Genomic DNA, 23,832 nt, shown 5'->3' with positions numbered 1-23,832 from the left:
GCGTGGCAGGGTTTCGCCAAGGCGTAATTTAAAATGTTCATATGCGTCAAGTAGTCGTTCATTAATGATCGCAAAAAGGTACATTTATGAACATTTTTCTTGCCAGGTTGAAATCGGCGGGCTACCGAATTGGCCATGGGAGCAATACTTGGCAAAGAATCGAATGGGCGCGGATCGCGCGACGGGTGGCTCCAGGCCGCCTATGCGGCCTTCGTCGAAGGAGGGCTCGATGCGGTACGCATCCAGCCCATGGCGGAGCGCCTCAAGCTTTCGCGCACCAGTTTCTATTGGCATTTCCGGGACCGCGAAGATGTGGTTCTCGCCCTGACCGAGCTGTGGGAGGCGCACACCACGGTGCCCCTTATCGCCGCCGCGCGCGCCTATGCCGCGAGCGAGGCAGAGGCGATGCTGAACGTGATCGGCTGCTTCCTGCGCGACGCGACATTCGATGTGCGCTTCGAACTTGCCATCCGCAGCGGCGCCTTGCAGGACGCGCTGATCATGGAGCGGCTGCTGAGCGCCGACCGCAGGCGTCTTGCCGCGCTGTCAGAACTGCTCCAGCACTGGGGGCATGAGCCTCAGGATGCGGATGTGCGGGCGCGCACGATCTACCTTGTGCAGATCGGCTATATCTCGATGCAGGTGAAGGAAGATATCGAAACGCGCCTGCTGCGCGTGCCCAATTACGTGCAGATCTACACCGGCGGCACCCCGACCCTGGCCGAGATCGAACGGTTCCACGGTCAGCATGACCTCAATCGCGGAGGGGCGGCATGAGAGTGGGTTTGATCGGCGCGATGGGCTGGATCGGCGCCTCGCTTGGCGCGGGGATGCTGGACAGCGGCGTTGTGGCGGCTGCGGATCTGACCGTGCTGACCCGCCGCGACCCGCCCGGCGCTTATCTGGGGAATGAGGCGGTTCACTGGGCCCGCTCAGTCGAGGAACTGGTCGAGCGTTCCGATGTGGTCATCGTCTCGGTGCGTCCGCAGGACTGGCCCGCGCTGCACTTGCGCGCGCCGGGGAGATTAGTGATCTCGGTCATGGCGATGGTGCCGATGCGGGAACTGGCCGCGAGCGGCGGGCGCGTCGTGCGTGCCATGCCCAATGCGCTGGCCGAGCAACGGCGGTCTTACTCGCCCTGGTTTGCGGCGCCGGATGTGATTGCCACGGATAAGGCGGCGGTCACGCGCATCCTCGACAGCATCGGGCGTAGCGATGAGTTGCAGGACGAAGATCATCTTGACGTCATGACCGTGCTTCCCGGCTCGGGGCCTGCCTATCCGGCGCTGGTCGCAGCGGCGATGCTTGATTTCGCGCGCGCCCGGGGTCTGCCCGAACCCATCGCGCGCCGCGCGGTTGAGGCGGTGATCTGCGATGGCGCCGCGCTATTGCAGGGCCGGATCGAGACCGCACCCGAAGTGATCGCGGCCTTCCGCGATTACGCGGGGGTGACTGCCGCGGGCCTTAACGGCGCCGATGACGCGGGGCTTTCAACGGCCTTGCGCGCAGGCCTCGACGCGGCCCTGAGGGCCTGCCGCCCCACCGACTGACATCAGCCATACTTTGACCGGCGAAGCGACCGCCGGGCGAAGACCCCAACACGTCGCAACAGGGAAACCAGCAATGAAAAAACTTCTCGCCACCGCCGCAACCCTTCCCGCGCTTTGCCTTGCCGGCGCCGCCTACGCGGAATGCGGCTCGCTCACCATCGCCAGCATGAACTGGCAGAGCGCCGAGGTTCTCGCCAATCTCGACAAGATCATCCTGTCCGAAGGCTATGGCTGCCAGGCCGAGATCATCGCGGGCGACACCGTGCCCTCGATCACCTCGATGACCGAGAAGGGCCAGCCGACCATCGTGCCCGAAGGCTGGATCTCGCTGATGCCCGAAGTCATCGCCGAGGGCACCAAGGCTGGCAAGATCGTCGAGCTGGGCAACTCGCTCGTGGACGGCGGTCAGCTCGGCTGGTTCATCCCGAAATATTTGCACGACGCTCACCCCGAGATCACGACCTACGCCGACGTGCTCGCACATCCCGAGCTCTTCCCGGCCCCCGAAGACGCGGGCAAGGGCGCGATCCTCAACGGCCCGGCGGGCTGGGGCGGCACGGTGGTGACCACCAACCTCTTCAAGGCGCTCGATGGCGAGGCGAAGAACTTCGTTCTGGTCGACACCGGCTCGGCCGCGGGTCTCGATGGTTCGATCGCGAATGCCTACGAAAAGCAGGAAGGCTTCGTCGCCTTCTACTGGGCGCCGACTTCGCTGCTGGGCAAGTACGAGATGTTCCAGCTCGACGCGGGCGTGTCGCATGATCCGGTCGAATGGAAACGCTGCACTTCGATCGCGGACTGCGCCGATCCCAAGCTGAACGCCTTCCCGGTCGACGTGGTCTACACCCTCGCCGCGAAGCCCTTCATCGACAGCACCGAACCAGCCGTCGTCGACTACCTGAACAAGCGCAGCTGGAGCAACGCGACCGTCAGTGCGCTGATGGCCTGGATGACGGACAATCAGGCGACGGGCGAAGAGGGCGCCGAGGAATTCCTCAAGAAGCGCGAAGACCTCTGGATGCAGTGGGTCACCCCGGACGCCGCCGAGAAGATCAAGGCCGCGCTCTGATCTGATACTGCGCAGGTGGCCGGACGCCGCGCCGCCTGCGCCTTACATCCATTCCAAGGGGGCTCTGATGGCCTGGTTCGACAGCTTTCCGCAGCTCGCCGATGACAATCTGCGCGCATTGAAGAAAACCATTGATGAAGCGTTCCGCACGTTCTCGCGAAGCTACGGCGCCTCGCTCGAAACGCTGTTCGAGCCGCTCAAGCAGTTCCTGATCTGGTCCGAGAGGGTCCTGGTCGGCACGCCCTGGCCGATCATCTTGCTGCTTGCCGCGGGCCTCGCCTGGGCCGCCAGTCGCAGCTGGAAGATCGTGATCGCCGCAGTCGTGACGCTTTGCCTTGTCGGGTATTTCGGCATGTGGGAAGACACGATGAAGACGATCTCGATGATCTTGACCTCGACGCTGATGTCGATCGCTATCGGCCTGCCGATCGGGATCTTGATGTCGCGCTCGAACCGGGTGCGGGCGGTGATCAATCCGATCCTCGACGTGATGCAGACCATGCCCTCTTTCGTCTATCTGATCCCGGTCGTGATGCTGCTGGGGATCGGCAAGGTGCCGGGGCTGATCGCGGTCGTGGTCTATGCGCTGCCGCCGATGATCCGCCTGACCAACCTTGGCATTCGCGAGGTCGATCCCGATGTGCTCGAGGCTGCCGACGCATTCGGCGCATCGCGCTGGCAAAAGCTGATCAAGACCGAGTTGCCGCTTGCGCTGCCGACAATCATGGCGGGGGTCAACCAAACGATCATGATGGCGCTGGCCATGGTGGTGATCGCGGCGATGATCGGCGTTCAGGGGCTTGGTCAGCCGGTGCTCAAGGCAATCTCCAACCAGTATTTCACGCTTGGGCTGTTCAATGGCCTCGCCATCGTCGGCATCGCCATCCTGCTTGACCGTATCAGCCAGGCTTGGGGTGCCCGCCTACAAAAGCACCGTGGGGTGAAACATGTCTGAGCCGCTTGAGATCGAGATCCGCAACCTTTTCAAGATTTTCGGCGCCAATCCCGCAGCCCATGTCGAGGCGGTCCGCGCCGGGATGACCAAGGCCGAGTTGAACGAGCGACACCGCCATGTCCTTGGCCTGCGCGAAATCAACATCTCGATCCCCGCAGGGGCGATCCAGGTGGTGATGGGGCTTTCGGGGTCGGGCAAATCGACCCTGATCCGCCACATCAATCGGCTGATCGAGCCCACGGCGGGCGAGATCATCATCGACGGGCAGGACGTGGTGAAGATGGCTCCCGAAGCGCTGCGCGAATTCCGGCGCCACCAGACGGCCATGGTGTTCCAGAAATTCGCGCTGCTGCCGCATCGCTCTGTGCTCGACAACGCGGCCTTCGGCCTTGAGGTGCAGGGCATCGACGAGGCCGAGCGCCTCCGCATCGCGCGCCACTGGATCGAGCGCGTGGGCCTTGCCGGGTTCGAGAAAAGCTACCCCAGCCAGCTATCCGGCGGGATGCAGCAGCGCGTGGGACTTGCACGCGCGCTGGCCAACGATGCGCCGATCCTGCTGATGGACGAAGCTTACTCGGCGCTCGATCCGCTGATCCGCTACGACATGCAGACAGTGCTTCTCGATCTGCAAAAAGAGGTGCGCAAGACGATCGTGTTCATCACCCATGATCTCGACGAGGCGCTGCGCATCGGTGACCGCATCGCGCTTTTGCGCGACGGCAGCGTGATCCAGCAGGGCACCGGGCAGGATATCGTGCTGAACCCCGCCGATGACTACGTCGCGAATTTCGTTCAGCACGTGGATCGCGGCAAGATCGTCAAGGTCGGTTCGGTCATGGTGCCGCCGGGCGCGGATGCGCCGGGTGCCGACGGTAGCATCGGCGCGGAGGCGACCCTGCTTGAGGCGCTGCACCGGATGGTTGCGAGCGGCGAGAAATGTCTTGGTGTCACCGGGCCGTCCGGGCAGCCGGTCGGATTGCTGCCGCTGGACAGGGCGATCTCGGCCTATGCGGGTTGAGGCGAGCGGGGCCGCATGACGGCCCCGTTTCCACGCCCGCGTCGCGATGGACGATTGCAGAGCCGCGTTTGTCGGCTATTACTCGTTCCATGAAGGGCGATAGGCATCAGGAAACGGGTTGGCGCGGTTCGCGTGAGGTATGGCTGGGCGCGGCACATGCCCTGCTGATCGAGGGCGGCATCGACGCGGTCAAGATCCAGGCGCTTTCCAAGCGCCTGCGCATCGCGCGCACCAGCTTCTACTGGCACTTCAGCGACCGCGAGACCCTGCTCGCCGCGCTGGCCGAGCGTTGGGTCGCCCGCACCTCAGAGGGGATGATCGCCGCCTGCAATGCCTTTGCCGAATCCGAGGCCGAGGCGATGCTGAACGTGATCGGTTGCTTCCTCGAAGACCGCGATTTCGACAGCCGACTGGAGTTCGCCGTCCGCTCCTGGGCGTTGCAAGATCCGGTTATCATGGCGCAGCTGAACGCCGAGGACGCCCGGCGGCTGGAGGCACTGATCGCCATGTTTCACCGCTGGGGCCATGACGGCATCGACGCCGAAACGCGCGCGCGAACGGTCTACCTGACCCAGATCGGCTATATCTCGATGCAGCAGCGCGAGAGCCTTTCAGTTCGCATGGCACGGATTCCGGCCTATGTGCAGATATTCACCGGCCAGCGCCCGGCAGACCGAGAGATCGCCCGTTTCCACGCGCAACACAGCTTCAAACCTGCCTGAATTGGTGTAGGCGAGCGGAGCGGCACTGCGCTGTGGTCTTATCGCGGCTTTCGGCTTCATCCGACCAGCCGTAACCCAAAAGTAGGCGCGGATCGGCCGTTGCGCGGGCGCTCAACGTATTTAACTGCGTCGACGAAAGAGCAGGGCCGCATCCAGGCGGGTATGCGTTGTTGTCAGCGACAGCTTGGCCGAAAAATGCGAACGGCGGCTTTTGCCGCCTGTTCGTATTCATCTGAGATAATCAGAGATTTTTGGCTCCGGCGGTAGGGATCGAACCTACGACCAATTGATTAACAGTCCTTGACGGACGAGCTTTACGCAGCTTGTTTGTTCTTGAAAGTCATTTATTTTCAAGTGAAAACAGTTGCTTGGCTCCCGGATGGTGCCCTACGCAGCTTGCCAGTGCTTTACCGCATTTGGTTGCTATCTGCTTGCTAGGGAGAATCCACCATGCCAACGACCAAGCTCACCAAGGGTGTCATTGACCGCCTCAAGCCCGGCCCGAAGAACCAGTTCGTCTGGGACAGCCAGGACAAGGGGTTCGGGGCGAAGATCAGCCCCGCGGGCAAGATCACCTTCATCATCCAGAAGCGCATGTCCGCTACCACGCCAACCGTCCGCATCACCATCGGGGACTATGGCGTGTTCACCGTCGATCAGGCCCGTGACGTTGCGCAGGAGCACTTGCGGTCCATCAAGCTGGGCCTCGACCCGCGCGCCGTGAAGAAGCAGTCTGAGGCGGAAGCAGTCACGCTGCAACAGATCTTCGACGACTACGTTGCCCGGCCCGATGCGATCAAGGACAGCACCCGCAAGTGGTATGAGTTCTTCGTCACGAAGGTCTTTGCCGACTGGCGGAAGCTGCCCATCGTCAGCATCACGCCTGACATGGTGCTCGCGCGGCACCGCAAGATGTCTGAGAAGGGCCTCGACGGGAAGCGGGGTGCGCCCAAGAGCGCTGACTCAGCGATGGTCGCGTTGCGCATCCTCATCAACTATGCGAGCCGCCAGCATCGTCGCGCCGACGGTAGCCCGCTGTTCGCCTTCAACCCCGTGGACGTGATGGCCGACCATTGGGCGAAGAAGCGCAAGAGCGAGAAGCTGGCGAAGCAGGAGCGGAAGAAGCGCTACGTCGCCTTCGACAAGGTTGGCGAGGTCTGGAACGCCCTGCACGACGCCCGCCTCACCGCACGCAACCGCGATGCGCTGGCCGGGGTGGACCTCGCCCTGATGTTGCTTCTGACGGGCTGCCGTAACACGGAGATGGCCTCGATCACTTGGGATCGCATCCACCTGTCGGACGACCCCGCCGCGTGCTGGTATCAGCTCATCGACCGAAAGCAGGGGTTCCCCATCCAGCTCCCTCTGTCCACACAGGCAGTGGCCGTGCTGAAAGGGCGGAAGCGCGAGGAAGGGAACCCGCATGTGTTCCCTTCGCGCGGCAGCACCGGGCACATGACCGATCCTCGGGCGACCATGACGAAGGTGAGCGAGGCCGCGGGCAAGCACCTCAGCCCGCACGACCTCCGGCGCACGTTCTCCAACATCGCCATGAGGGAATGCCGGGTTGAGAAGTTCCGCGTTGACCTCCTGATCGGGCACAAGCCAGCGCAGGAGGACATTACCTCGCTTCACTATGCTGATCTGGACGAACTGCAATGGTTGCACCCCGAGGTGCAGGCCATCGGTGACTGGATCGAGCGGAAGGGGCTGATAGCTGCCGGGAAGAACGTGCTCCCGATGGCTGCTCGCGCGTAGCCCCCGGAAAACGCTGGCAGCGCTCGCGGATCGCACTTGGCCCGAGCATGGGTAGCGCGAAAAGCGGCCAGCGGCTGGTGCCCGAGCACAGCGAGCGCAGCTATGCGCCGCGCTTCAGCCTCACGGGGTAGTAGTTACCCCCGGCTCGCCGCTTCTTCATGTATGTCGCCCCCATCATCTTCCCCCACTGCGTCTCGGTGGCGAGCTCTTCCTTTGAGAGCCGCCGGTCGGGCCGATTGTTGCCGTAGTCCTTCGCCCTCTTGAGGTAGTTCTCGTAGAGCACCCGCGATTGCGTCCACTCGTCAGGGCGCTCGGCATCCACCACCCACGCATAGAGCCAGTGCTTGAATGCCTCGTCTTGGACCTTGCCTGCCAGCTTGCGCACCTTGGCTCGGGCATCTTTCAGATTCACCATGGACTTGATCTTCTCTCTCGGGACCGTGATTTGATGACGGACGAGGCGCGGAACGCCATCCCACTTCAGCTTGAGGCGCTCCCGCATCAGGCGCATACGTTCGCCCGGCGGCTCGTCTGACCTCAATACCTCGGCGGCTCGTGACTCAAAGTCAGCAGTCGACTTCTCCGGGTCAGCCCAGGGCGGCGGACCTTTGGGTGGCTCAGGGCGGGGTCGTATTGGGGGCATTTTGCGATGTAAGGTGTGTATGGTTTTGACCAGACTTATCATCCCGAATCCGCCTCGTCAAACCATACACACCATGCATCCACTTTTCAGTGCGAAAATGGCTGTGGCTGTTGATTTGTCGCTAGATACAACCGACTGTAATCCATGTGTAATTAGGGGGTAGCGGACCTATTGCGAAGCGCGGTAAGCAATTAGTGCACCGTCTTTGGACGGCGTCTATCAGCCCTGTCGTAACCCCTAGTCGTCTAGGTCAGTGACAGCAAACCTCGTAGGAAGGATTTGCCATGTCGCAGACCGTCGATCTGGACGAGTTCATCACGAACAAGGAAGCCGCGAAGCTGATGAAGCTTCGCCCCAATACCCTCGAAGTCCGCCGCCACCAAGGCAAGGACGGGCCGCCGTTCTACAAGATCGGCGATGCCCCGAACGCCCCGATCCGCTACCTGCGGTCCGAGGTGATCGCGTGGATCAAGGAGCAGGCTTACCGCAGCACCAGCGCGCACACGGCGGCGGTGCGCACGAAGCGCGAGAACCCCATGCGCATTGCACCCGCTGCGCCCGGCGCGATCCCCGGCCCGTGGCAGAACGGGAAACCTGCGGTCAAGCAGCCGGGCGGTGCATCCGAATGAAAGTGTTCCTGAACTTTTGCGAGGGCGCGCTTCGGCAAGCCTGTAGCAAGCCCACGTCGCGAAACAGCCGGAGGCCTGAGCACCCCCGGCTGCGGATCGTCTACCCCAACGGCCAGCCTGATACGAGGAAAGGCGGGTCGGTATGGACAAGGTAGCAGAACCGGCAATCGGTCCGCAAACGGCCTTGGCGGTCATGCAGAGCGTGCCGCGCTGGCTCGTCTGGCAAGCAGTCCCCGAGCCGGGGAAGAAGCCGCGCAAGGTGCCCTTCTACACGAACGGAACGAGGCGCAGCGGCACGCTGGACACTGACGCCGACCGGGCACAGCTCGCCACCTACGATCAAGCCAAAGGAGTGCTCGCAGGCAGGGGCGACGACTGGGGCCTCGCGTTCGCACTCGGGCCTGATGGCTCGGGTCGGCACTGGCAGGGCGTGGACTTCGATGACGTGCAAGCCAATGGGCTGGGTGGGCTGGCGAACGCTGTTCCCGGCTACGTCGAGTTCAGCCCGAGCCGCGAGGGTGCGCACGCCATTGGCTATGGGCGAGCCTTTGCCACCCTGGGATCCAACACCAGCGGCATCGAGGCCTACGCGGCAGGTCGGTTTTTCACCGTCACCGAACACGTGATCCGGGACGGGGCGCTGGTTGACCTCGCTGAGTATGTTGAGCAGGCGCTCGCACCCCGGCATGGTGCAGCCCGCACCTCGCAGGCCAGTGATTCGGTGGAGACCGTGCCCGTCGATGCCAAGACGGTGACGGAGCTTCGCTCCGCCCTCGCGCACATGCCGTCCGACGACCGTGATTTTTGGGTGCGGATGGGGATGGCGCTTAGGGAGCTCGGCCCGACCGGCGATGGCTTGTGGACCGAGTGGTCTCAGAAGTCCGAGAAATACGACCCCAAGGACGCGGCTCGGGTCTGGCGTAGCCTCAACCCCGCCGACACCGGCTATCAGGCCGTGTTCGCGGCGGCAGCACGGCAGGGATGGGTGAATCCGGCGAGCGGTGCCGCCCAGTTGGGCGCGCCAGCCCCGGCATCCGGCGAGAACGCTGGCGACCTGCTGGCCCGCCTCAGCGTGGACTGGACCGGCGAAGATGACGACGAGGTGCCCGACATTGTGGAGGGGCTGGTTGCGGACGAGGACGTGACGCTGCTTGGCGGGCACGGTGGCGTCGGCAAATCGTTCCTCGCCTTGCAGATGGCCTGCGCCGTCGCACTTGGCGAACCCGTCCTCGACTGCGATACGCGGCAGGCCCGCGTCCTCTACTATTCGGCAGAGGATGGGCGGAAGCGCCTGATGCGCCGACTCCGCCGCGTTACCGAGACCTTCGACTACGACCCCGAGGGCTTGCGCGAACGCCTGCTCGTCCTCGACGCCAGCGAGGTTGACCCCCTCTATGGCGAGGAACTGAGGGACGTGGGCACGGCGGGCAGGGCGCACATGATGAAGCACCTCGGGGAGACCGCGCCATTCCGTAACCTGCAAGCGATGGTTGATGCCTTCGATCCGCAGCTTGTCATCATCGACGGGGCGTCCGACACCTTCGACGGGAACGAGATCGCGCGCCGCGAGGTGCGCGCCTTCATCAAACTCCTGCGGCAGGTTCACACGAAACGCCGCGTCGGGGTCATGCTGCTGGTCCACATCGACCGAGCCAGCGCGCGGGGCTACTCGTCCAACGACGATGGCTATGCGGGCAATGCTCAGTGGCACAACTCCTGCCGCCGCCGGATGTATCTGCAACAGAAGGTCGAGAAGGACGACGATGACGGGTCGGTCATCAGCGAGAGCTTTGTTCTCCGCGTGATGAAGAACACCGATGGCCCGCCTGCCCCTGACCGGGAACTGGCCCGCGACAACAACGGCCTCTGGCGACCGGGTGTCCACATCGGCGGTGAATTGGCGCGCGAAGCAGGGCCAGACCCCCGGCTGACGGTGGCCGCGCTGATCCGTGATGCCTACGACCGGGGGCAGTTCGTCACCACCTCGTTGTCCCCGAATGCGACAACCGGCGTGCATGGGATGCTCAGCGGCCACCCGGAATGGCCGCGACGGCTCAGGAAGGCGAAGCAGACTAAGGATGTGGTGCTTGGCTTGGAGCGCGATGGCATCCTTGGGCGCGAACCCTTTGCGAAGCCCGACAGGCACACGGGCGAACGGTGGTTCGTCCTCCGCGACCCGAACAAGCCGTTTGAGCGACCGGCGGGGAGTGGCGGGGAATGACACTTACCGCCGCTGCACGCACTTACCGCGCCAGCGCCCCTCCCGGGGCGCGCAGTGCGCGGGGGTATATAGGGGGGACTCACCGCCCGCCGCACTTCCCGCCGATCCTGCCCGCGCCGCGTGCGTGCGCCCGACCCCCTGATGTCCAGTCAAAGGCATCCGCCAAAATCAGTCGAAATAAAGCATTGATATTCATTGCAAATTCGCTTGTAGAGACCGACGAGAGCGCCGTAGCGTAAGCCCACAGCAAGCCCCACTGAGACAAACGAGGATCAAATGGCAGACGTTGATACGAGGGTTCCCCTGAGCCTTCACCCCGACAACATCGCGGCGCTCGACGGCGTGGACGACGACACCCGCGTTTTCATCGCCCCGGCGACCGAGGCCCTGACTGCGGCCCACACCTACCTCGGTTCGATCTACGATTACCGGGAAGCCGCGTTCAGCGACCCGACGCTGACCGAGCCCGCCGCGCTGCTCAAGACCGACGACTACGCGATGACGAAGCTGGAAGGGGTCACCCGCCAGTTGGACGGCGCGATTGCCCGGTTCACCAAGACCATCACCGCGCTGGAAAGCGACCTGTCCGCCAGCGTGAAAGAGCAGGCGGGCAAGATGGTGAGCGGTGAGGTGCGCGCCCTGATGCAGAAGTCCCCCGACCGGGTGGGCCTGCTTGAGAAGGCGGTCGGCGACAAGGATCTGGACGTGCTGAGCGCGGTTTGTGGCGCGCCTCCGATGCTGTCGGGCTTGTCAAAGGAGATGCACGCGCACTTCACCCGCCTCTACAACGAGATGACGAAGCCCGAGGCAACGAAGCGGTTGAAGGCGCTGACCGCTGCCCGCAGCTACCTTGAGCGCCATGGGCCGCAGGTCCTGAAAGAGTCGATCAAGGCGGTGGGCGTCATCCAAATCCCCATCCCCGGCCCGGACGGCAAGACCCTCGGGTATCGCGCCGAAGGGCCGGATGCCTACCGCAAGAAGCGCAACGCCAGCAACGCCGTCTACCGGCAGCACGCCTGATCGGAACCAGCAGAGATCACGCATGACCGAAGCATCTGACACCGAACCCAAGCGGGACGAGAATGGACGCTGGCTTGCCGGTGGACCTAGCCCGTTCCCGAAGGGTCGCCCGAAGGGCATCATCGACAAGCGCCAACGGTTGCAGAAGCTGTTCAGCGACAATGGCGAGGCGCTGGTGCAGACGGCGGTGGACGCGGCGCTGGCGGGCGACATGTCGGCAATGGGCATGGCGCTGGCACGGCTCGCGCCCCCGCTCAAGTCTACGGGCGAGCGCGTCGAGTTTGACTTGGACACCGAACTGCCCCTTGCGGGGCAGGCCAACCAAATCCTGATTGCAGTGTCCGAGGGCAAGCTGGACGTGGACGCCGGTCGCGCGCTGATCGCGATGATACAGACCGTCGCGGGCATCCAAGCGGTCGAGTCGCTGCACGAACGAGTGCTGATGCTCGAAGCCAAAGAGGTGAACCGATGAAAGTGTCAATCTCAGAGCACGACCTGTGGGGTCCGGGTGACAACGTGGTGTCGGTGATGCCGCAAAGCCCCGGCGACCTGTTCGTCGTCGTCACCATCATGGGCAAGGTCGCAGTGACATGGTCGATCACCGACCGGGACAAGGCGATCAACGCGGCGCACGTCCTTGCCCGCAGGGCGCGCGGCGACCGTCCGGTCATCGCGAAGGTGTTCTCGCTGACGCTGAAAGAGGCGCAGGCGATGGGCTTTGTGCCGCTCGACCTGTTCTCGGACCTGACGGACGAGCAGCGCGCAGAGTGGGGCAAGCAGGTCCATGACTCCTGCCTCGACTTGCTGCGGACCTCTGCCGACCCACAGGTGCGCGCTGACGCGATGGAACTGTTGCAGGGGATGGGGGCGCTGAAATGAGACGCGATCCGCCGGAACTGCCGTTCACTGGCCGCGCTCAGCGACATGCACAGGAGCCCGATCAGGACCGGCACGTCACCTATGTCAACGGGCGGGCGTATCTGGACGAACGATCCATCCATGTGCCCAGGTATGGCGTGACGCCTGCTGACCTCCGCGCCATGCACCAGCGCGATGCGGAGGAAGCCGCGCGTCGGCAAGCCCATGCCACCGCCAACCTTGCCGTCGCGCTGCGGCTCGGTGAAGCGCTCAAGGTGCTGAAGGGTGAGTAGCGCCCAAACCCTCATGGCGCGGGTCGCGCGGCTGGAATACGCACGGCGGCCCCGGCTCTCGCGCATCGCCAGCGCCTACGGCTCGTTCGAGGAGTTCGCTGAGCGGGTGCGGCAGGAGATGGCGGCGGGTGCGCTGGATCGGGACTTTCCGCTCCCGGAATTGGAGCGATGGGAGCGCGAAAAGCTATGCTGACGAACGACCCCGACTGGCTGTTGCGCTGGCGCCGGGGTGAGCCGCCGCTACAGCCGCCCCCACAGCCGCAGGCCGCGCCGAGCCACGGGGGTAAGGGCGGCACCCGCAAAGCCCGCCCCACGCGCGACCCTAGCGAGCCTCGTCCCAACTCGTTCGGGTTCACCGAGCCGTTGCCCGAGACGTGGGCATGGGATGGCGGGCACAGGAGGGAGGCGGTGCTGGACCACGACTTCCATCCTCCGCTCAAGGTTCGCGAGGTCGGCTGGAACCGTTGCATGTGCTGCGCCAAGCCATTCTGGAGCGAAAACGTGATCGCCGTGCGCTTGTGCAACGGCTGCAAGGAACATCATGACCGCCGTGCCGGAGTGGCGCGCGGCGGTGCGGGCTAGCCACCCGCACGTCCTTTCGGAAACCGACGGACGCTAAACCATCGGGACCAGTCAGGGCGGGGTAACTCCTTTCCCCGTGACCTGTAAGCGCCTCGGGAACATGGCTTCCGGGGCGCTTTTACTTGCCGTCGCGCTTCTCAATCGCTTTGCGTGCTTCTTCCGGGAGCGCCGCGTAGACCTCATCAACGTGCTTGGGTTCGGAGATCATCTTTTCCACGATCAGATTGAGTAGCCGGAAGAGGCTTTCAGCGGTCGCCCTATCGTCTTTGAGGTCGATCTGACCGGGGTGGACAGCGTTGTTCCCAACCACCCGCACCACATCGAGGGCCTTCTGAATGCGAGGGTCGAGGCCGCCTGCAACAAGGGCTTTGATGTCGTCGTTGATGTTCTTGCCCGGCTGACCGAGGTGCTTGCACAATTTCTGGATGCCGAGACGGATGAGAGCCGCCGCCCCTCTAGCCGACAGGTCAAGGATAGTGCTGGCCTCATCGTAGTCCCGGCGAATTTCCTCTGGCATGTCGGGGTTGGCAGGCGGTGCTTCCCCCCGCGTAGGGTAGACTAGACGGTCATAGATCCAGACGCTGATCTGATCGCAATTGTAGCATCGCGAAATACTGACGTTGTTTAGGTCGAAGTCGACGTATTGGCTCTTCTTCCTCTTTTCTAGGTAGGGGAAGCCCTTACCCATCTTGTTCGCCCAGTCGGTCATCTCCTTCTTGAATTCGCGGTCCTCGATGTCGTCGAAGTTGAACAGCTTAGCCCCTTCTTCGCCTACCACCGTGGGCAAGGGGTGGTTTCGGCTCCTGGGCTCGCCGAAGGCCTCGTACCAGAATTGTGTACACAGGGCGCTACAGTGCGGGCAGTTGAAGGCGGTCTCTTTGACCGAGGGGGAAACGTATTTCATGCGCAAGCCACTGAATCGAAACAAGGGTTACTGAAATCTAGCACGTTGGCTGTGGCAACGAAACCGAACGTCGACGTTTGCTTGCTAATTGGTTGCTAGGTAGGTCTGGAACTACAAAGACCGCCAGTGGCGGTCTCGGTAGGTAGCTGTTTTTGTAGGGATTTTTGGCTCCGGCGGTAGGGATCGAACCTACGACCAATTGATTAACAGTCAACTGCTCTACCGCTGAGCTACGCCGGAACACGAGGCGGTGTATAGCGGCGGTGTTTCGGGGGTGCAAGAGGGGCGTGATGGATTTTTTTGGATTTTTTCAGGCTAGCGAGAAGACAGCATCCAGGCGCATCTCCGGCGCTGCAGAAACATGATTTGTGATTGTCATTTCAATGAGATGTGCGAACACGTTGCGGGATGCGGCAGGCATGAGGGCGGTGGGGATTTCCTGGTATATGCGCTCCGTCAGTTGCGTGACGCTTGCTGCCCCGGCTTGCAGGTGTGCCGCTATCTGTGCGGTGCGTTCGCGTCGATGTGCTGCCAGTTCGGCAATCCGGGCTGCCGTTCCCGTTACAGGGGCGCCGTGGCCGGGATAGAAGATCCGGGCGTTCACCATGGCCAATTTCTCAAGTGATCGGAAGTAGTCGCCCAAGTCTCCGTCTGGTGGTGAAATCAGGGTCGATGACCAGCCCATGACGTGATCGCCCGTAAAAACCGCGTTGCGCCAAATAAAGCTCAGGTGGTTGCAGAAGTGGCCCGGCGTGTGCAGGGCACGCACGCTCCAGTCGGCGCCGCTGATCTCTTCGCCATCGGCGATCAGGATGTCGGGCGCGAAAGCCAGATCCACGCCCTCGCCACCGCCGACAAGGCCGGTTGCCGCAAGGCGCTCCATGGTGGGGGATCGACCGGCAGAGGCGGGGCCGAACGCGTGGATCTTAGCGCCGCTGGCCTCTGCCAACAGCCGCGCGCCGGGGGAGTGGTCGAGATGCGCATGAGTGACCAGGATATGGCTGATACGCTCCCGCGGCGCGAGGGCCGCCAGAATCGCCGCGATATGCCCGCGATCGGCGGGGCCGGGGTCGATCACCGCAACCGCTCCGGTGCCCAGAATATAGGTGCAGGTGCCGTTCAGCGTCATCGGAGAGGGGTTTGGCGCCACGATCCGCCGCAGGCCGGGCTCCAGGACTTCAACCATTTGACTCTCCGGCATCTTCCGCTTTTCCTTCGTTCTGCTCACGGCTAGGGTTTTGGCATGAATTTCGATTGGCTTAAACAGATCTTGCCGCGCGGGCTCTACGGGCGTGCCGCGTTGATCCTGATCGTGCCGATCGTGACCATCCAGCTTGTCGTCTCTGTCGTCTTCATCCAGCGCCACTTTGAGCGCGTCACGAAGCAGATGACCGAGACCATGCTGCGCGAGATCGTCCTGCTTTCGGACCGTGTGGGCGAGGCCCCTGATCTTGTCGCGGCGCAGGCTGTTGGCGCGGCGCTGGCCGAGCCGCTGGGGTTGGCGTTCACTTTGCTCGCGCCGCCCGAAGCCGCGGCAGAGCAGGGCGATTTCCGGCGGTTTGGCGATTTCACCGGGATCGTTGTAATCGACACGCTGCGGCAGGGGCTGCCCGATTTGCGCTCGGTCGATCTGCGTCTGGGGGCGCAGGTGCAGCTTACGCTGGACACGCCCAAAGGCGTGCTGGAGCTGAGCTTCGGGCGGGGGCGCGTGTCGGCCTCCAACCCGCATCAGCTTCTGGTGCTGATGGTGGCGGTCAGTCTGCTGATGACGATCATAGCCTATCTCTTCCTGCGCAACCAGTTGCGGCCGATCTGGCGCCTTGCCAAGGCGGCCGAGGCCTTCGGGCGCGGGCAGGTGGTGCTTTACCGGCCCGCGGGCGCGACCGAGGTGCGCTCGGCCGGAGCGGCGTTCCTGGAGATGCGGGCGCGGATTGAGCGGCAGATCGAGCAACGGCGGCTGATGCTGTCGGGGATCAGCCACGACCTGCGCACTCCGCTGACGCGCCTGCGGCTTGGGCTGTCGATGCTGCCCGACGACCCCGAAACCCGCGATGAGGTCGCGGCACTGGAACGCGACGTGGCCGAGATGGCCAAGCTGGTCGATGCCTTCCTTGCTTTCGCGCGTGACGATGCGATGGCGGATGAGCCGCAGTTGATCGACCCCTGCAAGTTGGTCGCGCAGATCGTGGGCGACGCGGAGCGTGGCGAGCAGCCGGTGCGTTTGCACGAGTGCCCCGGTCCGGGACAGGTCGAGATCACCTGCCGCCCCGACGCGATCCGCCGCGCGCTGGAAAACCTGATCGGAAACGCGGTGCGCTATGGCTCGCGCGCCGATGTCTCGGTGCATCTTGGCCCTCGGATGCTGCGCATCATCGTTGAGGATGACGGGCCCGGCATCCCGCCCGAGCGACGGGACGAGGCGATCAAGCCCTTCACGCGCCTTGACCCCGCGCGCAATCAGGACCGGGGGCAGGGCGTCGGGCTGGGCCTGTCGATTGCGGCCGATATCCTGCGTGGCCATGGCGGCAGCCTGCGGCTTGGCGAAAGCGAGCGCCTGGGCGGTCTGCGCGCCGAATTGGTGCTGCCGCGCTAAGCGCCCGGCAAGGAAAACATGCCCATGATGCTGGCCGGGTCGTTCTGGTCTTGCTCCGCTGCGAGGCGCGGGGCAATGTAACCCCGATGTGACGGGCAGAAAGTCTGGTCCTTCGGTGGTCTGGTTGAAGCGACCCGCACGCCCCCCTAAATATGGGGGGAAACGGGAAGGGCCGGGACTGCCGCGAAGCGGGGTCGGTGTCCTTTCGCCAAAGAGGAATGAATATGACCGAGACCCTCTCGACAACTTATCCGGTTTTGCCGCTGCGCGATATCGTGGTGTTCCCCCACATGATCGTGCCGCTCTTTGTCGGGCGCGAGAAATCCGTGCGCGCTCTGGAAGAGGTGATGGCGGACGATCGGCAAATCCTGCTGGCCAGCCAGATCGACCCGTCGGTCGATGAGCCGACGACGGACGGGATCTTCCGCACCGGCGTTCTGGCCAATGTCCTGCAACTGCTCAAGCTGCCCGATGGCACCGTCAAGGTGCTGGTCGAGGGCAAGACCCGCGTGAAGATCACCGATTTCGTCTCGAACGAGATTTTCTTCGAGGCCCATGCCGAGGTCCTCGAAGAGGCCGAGGGCGACCGCGACACGATCCGCGCACTGCTGCGCTCGGTCGCCGAAGAGTTCGAGCGTTACGCCAAGATCAAGAAGAACGTCCCCGAAGAGGCGCTGGCCGCCGTGTCCGAGACGCAGGAAGCCGACAAGCTGGCCGACCTCGTGTCGGGACATCTTGGCCTTGATGTCGCGCAAAAGCAGGAACTACTGGAAACGCTCGACGTCTCGGCGCGCCTTGAGAAGGTCTATGGCCTGATGCAGGGCGAGGTGTCGGTTCTTCAGGTCGAGAAGAAGATCAAGAGCCGCGTCAAGAACCAGATGGAGAAGACGCAGCGCGAGTACTACCTGAATGAGCAGATGAAGGCTATTCAGAAGGAACTCGGCGACGGCGAGGACGGCCAGAACGAGATCAACGAGCTGGAAGAGCGCATCGCTAACACGAAGTTCTCGAAAGAGGCCCGTGACAAGGCCGATGCCGAGCTCAAAAAGCTCAAGTCCATGAGCCCGATGTCGGCCGAGGCGACGGTGGTGCGCAACTACCTCGACTGGCTGCTGTCGCTGCCCTGGGGCGTCAAGAGCCGCGTCAAGAAAGACCTTGGCGGGGCCGAGAAGGTGCTCGACGCCGATCACTACGGGCTTGAGAAGGTCAAGGAGCGGATCGTCGAATATCTCGCCGTGCAGGCGCGTTCGGCCAAGCTGAAAGGCCCGATCCTGTGCCTCGTCGGTCCGCCCGGCGTGGGCAAGACCTCGCTTGGCCGATCGGTCGCGAAGGCGACGGGGCGCGAGTTCATCCGCATCTCGCTTGGCGGCGTGCGCGACGAAAGCGAGATCCGCGGCCACCGCCGGACCTATATCGGCTCGATGCCCGGCAAGATCATCCAGGCGCTGAAGAAGGCGAAAACCACGAACCCGCTCATCCTGCTCGATGAAATCGACAAGATGGGGCAGGATTTCCGTGGCGATCCGGCTTCGGCGATGCTTGAGGTACTTGACCCGGAACAGAACGGCACCTTTGTGGATCACTACCTCGAGGTGGAATACGATCTGTCGAACGTCATGTTCCTGACCACGGCGAACAGCTACAACATGCCCGGCCCGCTGCTGGACCGCATGGAGATCATCAGCCTTGCCGGTTACACCGAGGACGAGAAGCGCGAGATCGCGCGCCAGCACCTGATCCCCAAACAGATCAAGTCGCATGGGCTGCGCAAGGGCGAGTTCTCGATCACCGACGGCGCGCTGAACGACGTGATCCGCTACTATACCCGCGAGGCCGGCGTGCGCAGCCTTGAGCGCGAGATCGCCAAGCTCGCCCGCAAGGCGGTGACCGAGATCATCAAGGGCAAGGGCGCGGTCAAGTCCGTCATCGTGGATGAGGCGAAGGTGAGCGATTACCTCGGCGTGCGCCGCTTCCGCTACGGACTGGCCGAGAAAGAGGACCAGGTCGGCGTGGTGACCGGCCTTGCCTGGACGTCTGTCGGCGGCGATCTGCTGCAGATCGAGGCGCTGAAACTGCCCGGCAAGGGGCGGATGAAAACCACCGGCAAGCTTGGCGATGTGATGAAGGAATCGATCGAGGCGGCGTCGAGCTATGTGCGCTCGGTCTCACCCGAGCTTGGCGTGAAGCCGCCCAAGTTCGAGAAAGTCGATATCCACGTTCACGTTCCTGAAGGCGCCACGCCCAAGGATGGCCCCTCTGCGGGGATCGCGATGGTCACCTCGATCGTCTCGGTGCTGACCGGGATCGCGGTGCGCAAGGATATCGCCATGACCGGCGAGGTCACGCTGCGCGGCAACGTGCTGGCGATCGGCGGCCTCAAGGAAAAGCTGCTGGCGGCCCTGCGCGGCGGGATCAAGACCGTTCTGATCCCCGCCGAGAACGAGAAGGACCTGGCCGACATTCCTGCCAATGTGAAGGAGGGGCTGGAGATCATCCCCGTAAGCCATGTGCGCGAGGTTCTGCCCCGCGCCCTGGTGCGGATGCCCGAGCCCGTCGAATGGGACGAGGCGGCCGAGGAGGCCGCCGCTGCGGCCGCCGCGGCCTCGGCCCGCGAAGGGCAGGGCGCCACGGCCCACTGAACAATCTGAAACGCGCCCTTCGGGGCGCGTTTTCGTTCCGAATATGCCCGTGGTGGTGGCCGCCGTTCCTGCGTAACCTGCGCGCGATTCGGACACCCAGGGGGATGACATGGCGAAGGCCACCGCAAAGACCGCCAAGCAAACGAAAGCCGCACCCGAAGCGCCCGCACAGGCCGCCGAGGCCCCGGTGCTGCGCAAGAAGGACTTTGTCGAGCGCGTTGCCAAAGCCTCGGGCGCCAAGAAGGCCGTGGTGCGCGACGTCGCGCAGGCGGTGCTTGAGGTGCTGTCAGAGTCCCTCGAAGAGGGCGAAAAGATTGCCCTGCCGCCTCTGGGCAAAATGCGCGTCACCCGGACGGCCATGAACAACGGCGCCTCGGTGCTGCATATCAAGCTTAAGCGCGGTTCGGCGGATGCGACGGCGGTCGCGGCGCAAAAGGATGAAAAAAGCGCGGCGGACCCTCTTGCGGAGGGGGCGGAGTGAGGCTAAAAGCCCCTCCACCGGGCGATTAGCTCAGCGGTAGAGCGCTTCGTTCACATCGAAGATGTCAGCGGTTCAAATCCGTTATCGCCCACCAGAATTCCGAAAGACGCGTCCATATTGTGGCGCGTTTTTCTGTTTTTGAGCGCTGCCTTCAGGGCTTGCACTGCAAGCCTAGCGCAGGCTAGAAGTGCCGCGTCGGGTGATTAGCTCAGTTGGTAGAGCGCCTCGTTTACACCGAGGATGTCGGGAGTTCGAGTCTCTCATCACCCACCACCTCCCCTAGGCGCGTTCAGTGCATCCACGCGCCGCCGCTGTTCGCAGCCGTGGGTTTGGCCCACAGGTATTCCGCGCTATCTTGATTGGGGTCAGGAGGCGCAGATGAGCTGGAACCCGTTACTCGACCCAAAGATCCCGATCGGCGACTCGGTCGATGCGATCGAGACCGTCATTGTTCCGCGCGCTCGCGATCTGGGCGGGTTCGAGGTGCGCCGTGCACTGCCCTCGGCCAAGCGCCAGATGGTCGGCCCGTTCATCTTCTTCGATCAGATCGGACCGGTCGAGTTTCTCAGCGGGCAAGGCATCGACGTGCGCCCGCATCCCCATATCGGCCTCGCAACGGTGACCTACCTCTTTGCCGGGCGATTGCATCATCGCGATAGCCTCGGCTCGGATCAGTGGATCACGCCCGGCGCCGTCAACTGGATGAGCGCGGGGCATGGCATCACCCACTCGGAACGGACCGACGGTCCTGTGCGTGAGAGTGGGCAGACTCTTTCGGGCGTGCAAATCTGGGCGGCGCTGCCGCAGGCGGTTGAGGATGGCATGCCGACCTTCAACCACGTCCCGAACGCGGCGCAGCCGCTTCTGGAGGCCGAAGGGAAGCAGGTGCGCCTGGTTTTGGGCGATGCGTGGGGTGCGCGGGCGCCGCTTGCGCTGCCTTCGGAGATGTTCATGGCGGATGCTGTGATGGAGCCGCGTGCAGCTCTGCCCTTGCCCGACAATCACGAGGACCGGGCGGTCTATGTGCTTTCGGGCGAGGTCGAGGTGGCTGGGCAGCGATTCGAGGCCGGGCGACTGCTGATTTTCCGCCCCGGCGATCAGGTCGCACTCCGGGCAGGGGAGGCGGGGGCGCGAATCCTGTTGCTTGGCGGTGCGACGCCGGAAGGCCCGCGTTACATCTGGTGGAACTTCGTGGCTTCGTCGAAAGAGCGGATCGAGGCTGCCAAGGAAGCCTGGCGCGCGGGCGATTGGATGCACGGGCGGTTTCAGTTGCCGCCGGGGGACGATGCCGAATTCATTCCGGCGCCTCCAAGATAACTGCAAGTGGCTGAAAAGGCGTGTCTTTGTGCTGCATTCCGCAGGCCTGATCGGGCGCCTGCGGGGGTGAGTTTCGAATTTGCGAAACTTTTCTCACAGTGCCGCTTGACGGCGCGCGCGGGGCTGCGTAATACACCCCCCACGCCCGGATGGCGATCCGGGAGATGGTGCTGCGGTTGTAGCTCAGTTGGTTAGAGTACCGGCCTGTCACGCCGGGGGTCGCGGGTTCGAGCCCCGTCAACCGCGCCATCTCCTGATCGCCCCGGCCGTGAAATGCGCGGTTGTAGCTCAGTTGGTTAGAGTACCGGCCTGTCACGCCGGGGGTCGCGGGTTCGAGCCCCGTCAACCGCGCCACTTCTTCCCCAGAATGAAGGTGGCCATGTTCGCAGCGTTTCTTGATAGAATTTCGCTGGGTCATGCACTGATTTTCGCGCTTCTGCTGGGCCTCGCGCCTTTTACGCCTGAGCCGCATGTCTGGGAAAAGCTCAAGATGCTTGCCGCCGGCACACTGGTGCGTCCGCTCGACTGGTTCGACCTGTTGCTGCATGGCATGCCCTGGCTTGTTCTGGCCGCGAAATTGATACGCCAGACCCGCACAAGCTGAACGCTTGCCGCCAAGGGGCCCGAGGGCCTATACGGAGGGCGAACGAAAGGAGCCTTCCATGACGGACCAGATTGATGCCAAAGCCCTGATCGACCAACTGGGTGGTGCCGCGCGCGCCGCTGCGGCCGAGCTGGCTTTCGCGCCATCGGCCGCGAAGGAGGCCGCACTCATGGCCGCCGCCGATGCCGTCTGGGCGCGTCGGGTCGAGATCATGGCCGCCAATGGCGAGGACATGGCCTATGGCGCGAACAAGGGGCTGAGCCCGGCGATGATGGATCGCCTCGCACTCGACGAGGGGCGTATCAAGTCGATCGTGGACGGGCTGCGGGCGGTGGCTGCTCAGGCCGACCCGGTGGGGCAGATCCTGTCGGAATGGGATCGCCCGACGGGGCTGCATATCCAGCGCGTGCGCACGCCGCTTGGCGTGATCGGCGTGATTTATGAATCGCGTCCCAACGTGACGGCTGATGCCGGGGCATTGTGCCTCAAGGCGGGCAATGCGGTGATCCTGCGGGGCGGCTCGGAGAGCTTCCATTCCTCGCGTGCGATTCACGCCTGTATGGTCGAGGGGCTTCGCGCTGCGGGTCTGCCCGAGGCGGCGATCCAGCTGGTGCCGACGCGCGACCGCGCGGCGGTGGCCGAGATGCTGAAAGCAGTAACCCATATCGACGTGATCGTGCCGCGCGGGGGCAAGGGGCTGGTGGGTCTGGTTCAGGCCGAGGCGCGCGTGCCGGTCTTTGCTCATCTCGAAGGCATCTGCCACGTCTATGCCGATGGCGCTGCGGATCTTGAGAAAGCGCGCGCGGTCGTGCTGAACGCCAAGACCCGCCGCACCGGGATCTGCGGCGCGATGGAGTGCCTGCTGATCGACCGCGCCTTCTATGATAAGCACGGCGCGGTTTTGGTCGAGGATCTGGTCAAGGCCGGGGTCGAGGTGCGCACCGAGGGCGATCTGCTGAACGTCGTCGGCACCGTGGCCGCCGCCCCGGACGATTTCGGACGCGAGTTCCTCGATATGATCTGCGCGGCGAAGATCGTTGACGGGGTGGATGGGGCCATTGCGCATATCCGCCGCTATGGCTCGCAGCATACCGAGTCGATCCTGACCGAGGACGATGCCACCGCAGCGCGCTTTTTCCAGCGGCTCGATTCCGCGATCCTGATGCGCAATGCCTCCACCCAGTTCGCCGATGGTGGCGAGTTCGGCATGGGTGCCGAGATCGGGATTGCGACCGGCAAGCTGCATGCGCGCGGGCCGGTGGGGGCGGAGCAGCTGACCTCGTTTAAATATCTGGTGACCGGCGACGGCACCTGCCGCAAGTGATCCAAAGCCCCGCCTCGGCGGGGCTTTTTACTTCTAAAAGCCAAGCACGACGCGGTTGTCAGTCACCTCATGAAGTAAGTTGCGGCCTGCCAGCCGCGCTTCACGCGGCAAGAGCGCGAACTGCACCTGCGCGGGGGGGAGCGTTCCCGTGTCTGCCGAAAGTTGCGCCCAGAAATCTGGCTCGGTTCGGATCTGGGCGCCCTGCGCGTCAATGCGCCAGCCGTCCGCAGTCTGACTGACGATGATGTCTCCGCCGCGCGGCAGGGCGCTTTCGAGGCAGAGGATTGCGAGGAAGGTCAGCTTGACCTCTTGCCGAGACAGATCGCCCTCAACCTCCCATCGGATGCGCGTCCGGCCCGTGCGCGCCATGTCATCCAGGATCGCCCGGATCTCGCGCTGACTGACGCGCTGTTCGGGCACGGCTTGGCCGAAGGCGATGCGAAAGAACCGAATTCGCGTGTTCGCGGCGCGCACGCTTTCGGCAATCAGCTCCATTTCCGGGCTAGCCGGGACGCCGGACATTGCGAGTAACTCCACCCCGTTGCCGATTGCGCCCAAAGGGCTGATAAGGTCATGGCAGAGTCGCGATCCAACCAGGGCCACAAGATCGGTCTGCGGGTCTGCCATGGGGGCGGATGTCTCAGTCGGCATG

The 23,832-nt window shown here is 63.8% G+C and carries 25 protein-coding genes and 5 tRNA genes; 25 read left to right on the top strand and 5 right to left on the bottom strand.

Going from position 1 to position 23,832, the window contains the following annotated elements:
• Window positions 1-135: 135 nt before the first annotated feature.
• The 7 genes from LZA78_RS03220 (at window position 136) to LZA78_RS03190 (ending at window position 7,072) form a co-directional block, all read left to right on the top strand.
• Window positions 136-777: a TetR/AcrR family transcriptional regulator gene (locus LZA78_RS03220; protein ID WP_233675512.1), complete on the top strand. Its 642-nt coding sequence runs from the start codon at window positions 136-138 to the stop codon at window positions 775-777.
• Window positions 774-1,550, top strand: a complete 777-nt coding sequence (locus tag LZA78_RS03215) for a pyrroline-5-carboxylate reductase family protein (RefSeq protein ID WP_233675511.1) — start codon at window positions 774-776, stop codon at window positions 1,548-1,550. Before LZA78_RS03220 ends, LZA78_RS03215 begins: the two co-directional genes overlap by 4 nt.
• A 73-nt stretch (window positions 1,551-1,623) precedes the next feature.
• Window positions 1,624-2,619 (top strand): glycine betaine ABC transporter substrate-binding protein, encoded by a 996-nt coding sequence (locus LZA78_RS03210; RefSeq protein WP_233675510.1) that lies wholly within the window; start codon window positions 1,624-1,626, stop codon window positions 2,617-2,619.
• 67 nt (window positions 2,620-2,686) lie between these two features.
• Entirely contained in the window at window positions 2,687-3,574 is an 888-nt protein-coding gene (locus LZA78_RS03205; protein WP_233675509.1) for an ABC transporter permease, read from the top strand.
• Window positions 3,567-4,592, top strand: a complete 1,026-nt coding sequence (locus LZA78_RS03200) for a quaternary amine ABC transporter ATP-binding protein (protein WP_233675508.1) — start codon at window positions 3,567-3,569, stop codon at window positions 4,590-4,592. The genes LZA78_RS03205 and LZA78_RS03200 overlap by 8 nt, the downstream gene beginning before the upstream one ends.
• Window positions 4,593-4,681: 89 nt before the next feature.
• Window positions 4,682-5,314, top strand: coding sequence for a TetR/AcrR family transcriptional regulator (locus tag LZA78_RS03195; protein ID WP_233675507.1), 633 nt, complete (start codon window positions 4,682-4,684; stop codon window positions 5,312-5,314).
• Between the two features lie 450 nt (window positions 5,315-5,764).
• Window positions 5,765-7,072, top strand: coding sequence for a tyrosine-type recombinase/integrase (locus LZA78_RS03190; RefSeq protein ID WP_233675506.1), 1,308 nt, complete (start codon window positions 5,765-5,767; stop codon window positions 7,070-7,072).
• Window positions 7,073-7,172: 100 nt separating this feature from the next.
• On the opposite strand, the gene LZA78_RS03185 is transcribed toward LZA78_RS03190, so the two are convergent.
• Window positions 7,173-7,583, bottom strand: a complete 411-nt coding sequence (locus LZA78_RS03185; RefSeq protein WP_233675505.1) for a hypothetical protein — start codon at window positions 7,581-7,583, stop codon at window positions 7,173-7,175.
• 416 nt (window positions 7,584-7,999) lie between these two features.
• Between LZA78_RS03185 and LZA78_RS03180 the strand changes: the two genes are divergently transcribed.
• From LZA78_RS03180 to LZA78_RS03145, 8 genes are all read left to right on the top strand, one after another.
• On the top strand, window positions 8,000-8,344 hold the full coding sequence (locus LZA78_RS03180; protein WP_233675504.1) for a helix-turn-helix transcriptional regulator: 345 nt from the start codon (window positions 8,000-8,002) through the stop codon (window positions 8,342-8,344).
• Between the two features lie 142 nt (window positions 8,345-8,486).
• Window positions 8,487-10,565 carry an AAA family ATPase gene (locus LZA78_RS03175; RefSeq protein WP_233675503.1) on the top strand — a complete coding sequence of 693 codons (2,079 nt, stop codon included), beginning with the start codon at window positions 8,487-8,489 and terminating at the stop codon, window positions 10,563-10,565.
• Window positions 10,566-10,841: 276 nt separating this feature from the next.
• Window positions 10,842-11,585, top strand: coding sequence for a hypothetical protein (locus tag LZA78_RS03170; protein WP_233675502.1), 744 nt, complete (start codon window positions 10,842-10,844; stop codon window positions 11,583-11,585).
• Between the two features lie 22 nt (window positions 11,586-11,607).
• The gene (locus LZA78_RS03165; RefSeq protein WP_233675501.1) at window positions 11,608-12,057 is read left to right on the top strand and encodes a hypothetical protein; all 450 of its coding nucleotides are present in this window, start codon (window positions 11,608-11,610) and stop codon (window positions 12,055-12,057) included.
• Window positions 12,054-12,464 carry a hypothetical protein gene (locus LZA78_RS03160; RefSeq protein WP_233675500.1) on the top strand — a complete coding sequence of 137 codons (411 nt, stop codon included), beginning with the start codon at window positions 12,054-12,056 and terminating at the stop codon, window positions 12,462-12,464. Before LZA78_RS03165 ends, LZA78_RS03160 begins: the two co-directional genes overlap by 4 nt.
• Window positions 12,461-12,736, top strand: coding sequence for a hypothetical protein (locus LZA78_RS03155; RefSeq protein ID WP_233675499.1), 276 nt, complete (start codon window positions 12,461-12,463; stop codon window positions 12,734-12,736). The genes LZA78_RS03160 and LZA78_RS03155 overlap by 4 nt, the downstream gene beginning before the upstream one ends.
• Window positions 12,729-12,929, top strand: coding sequence for a hypothetical protein (locus tag LZA78_RS03150; protein WP_233675498.1), 201 nt, complete (start codon window positions 12,729-12,731; stop codon window positions 12,927-12,929). Before LZA78_RS03155 ends, LZA78_RS03150 begins: the two co-directional genes overlap by 8 nt.
• A gap of 215 nt (window positions 12,930-13,144) precedes the next feature.
• Complete coding sequence (locus tag LZA78_RS03145; RefSeq protein WP_233675497.1) at window positions 13,145-13,318, top strand: hypothetical protein; 174 nt, start codon at window positions 13,145-13,147, stop codon at window positions 13,316-13,318.
• 118 nt (window positions 13,319-13,436) lie between these two features.
• Here the strand turns inward: LZA78_RS03145 and LZA78_RS03140 are convergent, their stop codons facing one another.
• The 3 genes from LZA78_RS03140 to LZA78_RS03130 all read right to left on the bottom strand — a co-directional run bounded on the left by LZA78_RS03140 (window position 13,437) and on the right by LZA78_RS03130 (window position 15,408).
• A complete protein-coding gene (locus LZA78_RS03140; protein ID WP_233675496.1) occupies window positions 13,437-14,222 on the bottom strand; it encodes a DUF4145 domain-containing protein in 786 nt (261 codons plus the stop codon).
• A gap of 165 nt (window positions 14,223-14,387) precedes the next feature.
• Window positions 14,388-14,462 (bottom strand) — tRNA-Asn (locus LZA78_RS03135).
• A gap of 70 nt (window positions 14,463-14,532) precedes the next feature.
• Entirely contained in the window at window positions 14,533-15,408 is an 876-nt protein-coding gene (locus LZA78_RS03130) for an MBL fold metallo-hydrolase (protein WP_233675495.1), read from the bottom strand.
• A gap of 57 nt (window positions 15,409-15,465) precedes the next feature.
• On the opposite strand from LZA78_RS03130, the gene LZA78_RS03125 reads away from it, so the two are divergent.
• The 10 genes from LZA78_RS03125 (at window position 15,466) to LZA78_RS03080 (ending at window position 23,180) form a co-directional block, all read left to right on the top strand.
• Window positions 15,466-16,815 carry an ATP-binding protein gene (locus LZA78_RS03125; RefSeq protein ID WP_233675494.1) on the top strand — a complete coding sequence of 450 codons (1,350 nt, stop codon included), beginning with the start codon at window positions 15,466-15,468 and terminating at the stop codon, window positions 16,813-16,815.
• Between the two features lie 224 nt (window positions 16,816-17,039).
• Complete coding sequence (lon, locus tag LZA78_RS03120; RefSeq protein ID WP_233675493.1) at window positions 17,040-19,454, top strand: endopeptidase La; 2,415 nt, start codon at window positions 17,040-17,042, stop codon at window positions 19,452-19,454.
• Window positions 19,455-19,563: 109 nt separating this feature from the next.
• Window positions 19,564-19,935: an HU family DNA-binding protein gene (locus LZA78_RS03115; RefSeq protein ID WP_233675492.1), complete on the top strand. Its 372-nt coding sequence runs from the start codon at window positions 19,564-19,566 to the stop codon at window positions 19,933-19,935.
• A 19-nt stretch (window positions 19,936-19,954) separates the two neighbouring features.
• Window positions 19,955-20,029 (top strand) — tRNA-Val (locus tag LZA78_RS03110).
• 103 nt (window positions 20,030-20,132) lie between these two features.
• Window positions 20,133-20,208: transfer RNA gene (locus LZA78_RS03105), tRNA-Val, on the top strand.
• Between the two features lie 105 nt (window positions 20,209-20,313).
• On the top strand, window positions 20,314-21,252 hold the full coding sequence (locus tag LZA78_RS03100; protein WP_233675491.1) for a pirin family protein: 939 nt from the start codon (window positions 20,314-20,316) through the stop codon (window positions 21,250-21,252).
• A gap of 172 nt (window positions 21,253-21,424) precedes the next feature.
• Window positions 21,425-21,501: transfer RNA gene (locus LZA78_RS03095), tRNA-Asp, on the top strand.
• Window positions 21,502-21,529: 28 nt separating this feature from the next.
• Window positions 21,530-21,606, top strand: a tRNA-Asp gene (locus LZA78_RS03090).
• Between the two features lie 25 nt (window positions 21,607-21,631).
• Window positions 21,632-21,856: an RND transporter gene (locus tag LZA78_RS03085; protein ID WP_233675490.1), complete on the top strand. Its 225-nt coding sequence runs from the start codon at window positions 21,632-21,634 to the stop codon at window positions 21,854-21,856.
• A 58-nt stretch (window positions 21,857-21,914) separates the two neighbouring features.
• Window positions 21,915-23,180, top strand: coding sequence for a glutamate-5-semialdehyde dehydrogenase (locus tag LZA78_RS03080; RefSeq protein ID WP_233675489.1), 1,266 nt, complete (start codon window positions 21,915-21,917; stop codon window positions 23,178-23,180).
• A 33-nt stretch (window positions 23,181-23,213) separates the two neighbouring features.
• On the opposite strand, the gene LZA78_RS03075 is transcribed toward LZA78_RS03080, so the two are convergent.
• Window positions 23,214-23,702, bottom strand: a complete 489-nt coding sequence (locus tag LZA78_RS03075; protein ID WP_306798955.1) for a histidine phosphotransferase family protein — start codon at window positions 23,700-23,702, stop codon at window positions 23,214-23,216.
• Between the last annotated feature and the right edge of the window lie 130 nt (window positions 23,703-23,832).

The sequence above is a fragment of the Rhodobacter flavimaris genome (genome assembly GCF_021378075.1).
Classification (GTDB): domain Bacteria; phylum Pseudomonadota; class Alphaproteobacteria; order Rhodobacterales; family Rhodobacteraceae; genus Rhodobacter; species Rhodobacter flavimaris.
The sequence above is the reverse complement of the archived record's forward strand: the minus strand, read 5'-3'. Positions and strand labels throughout refer to the sequence as shown.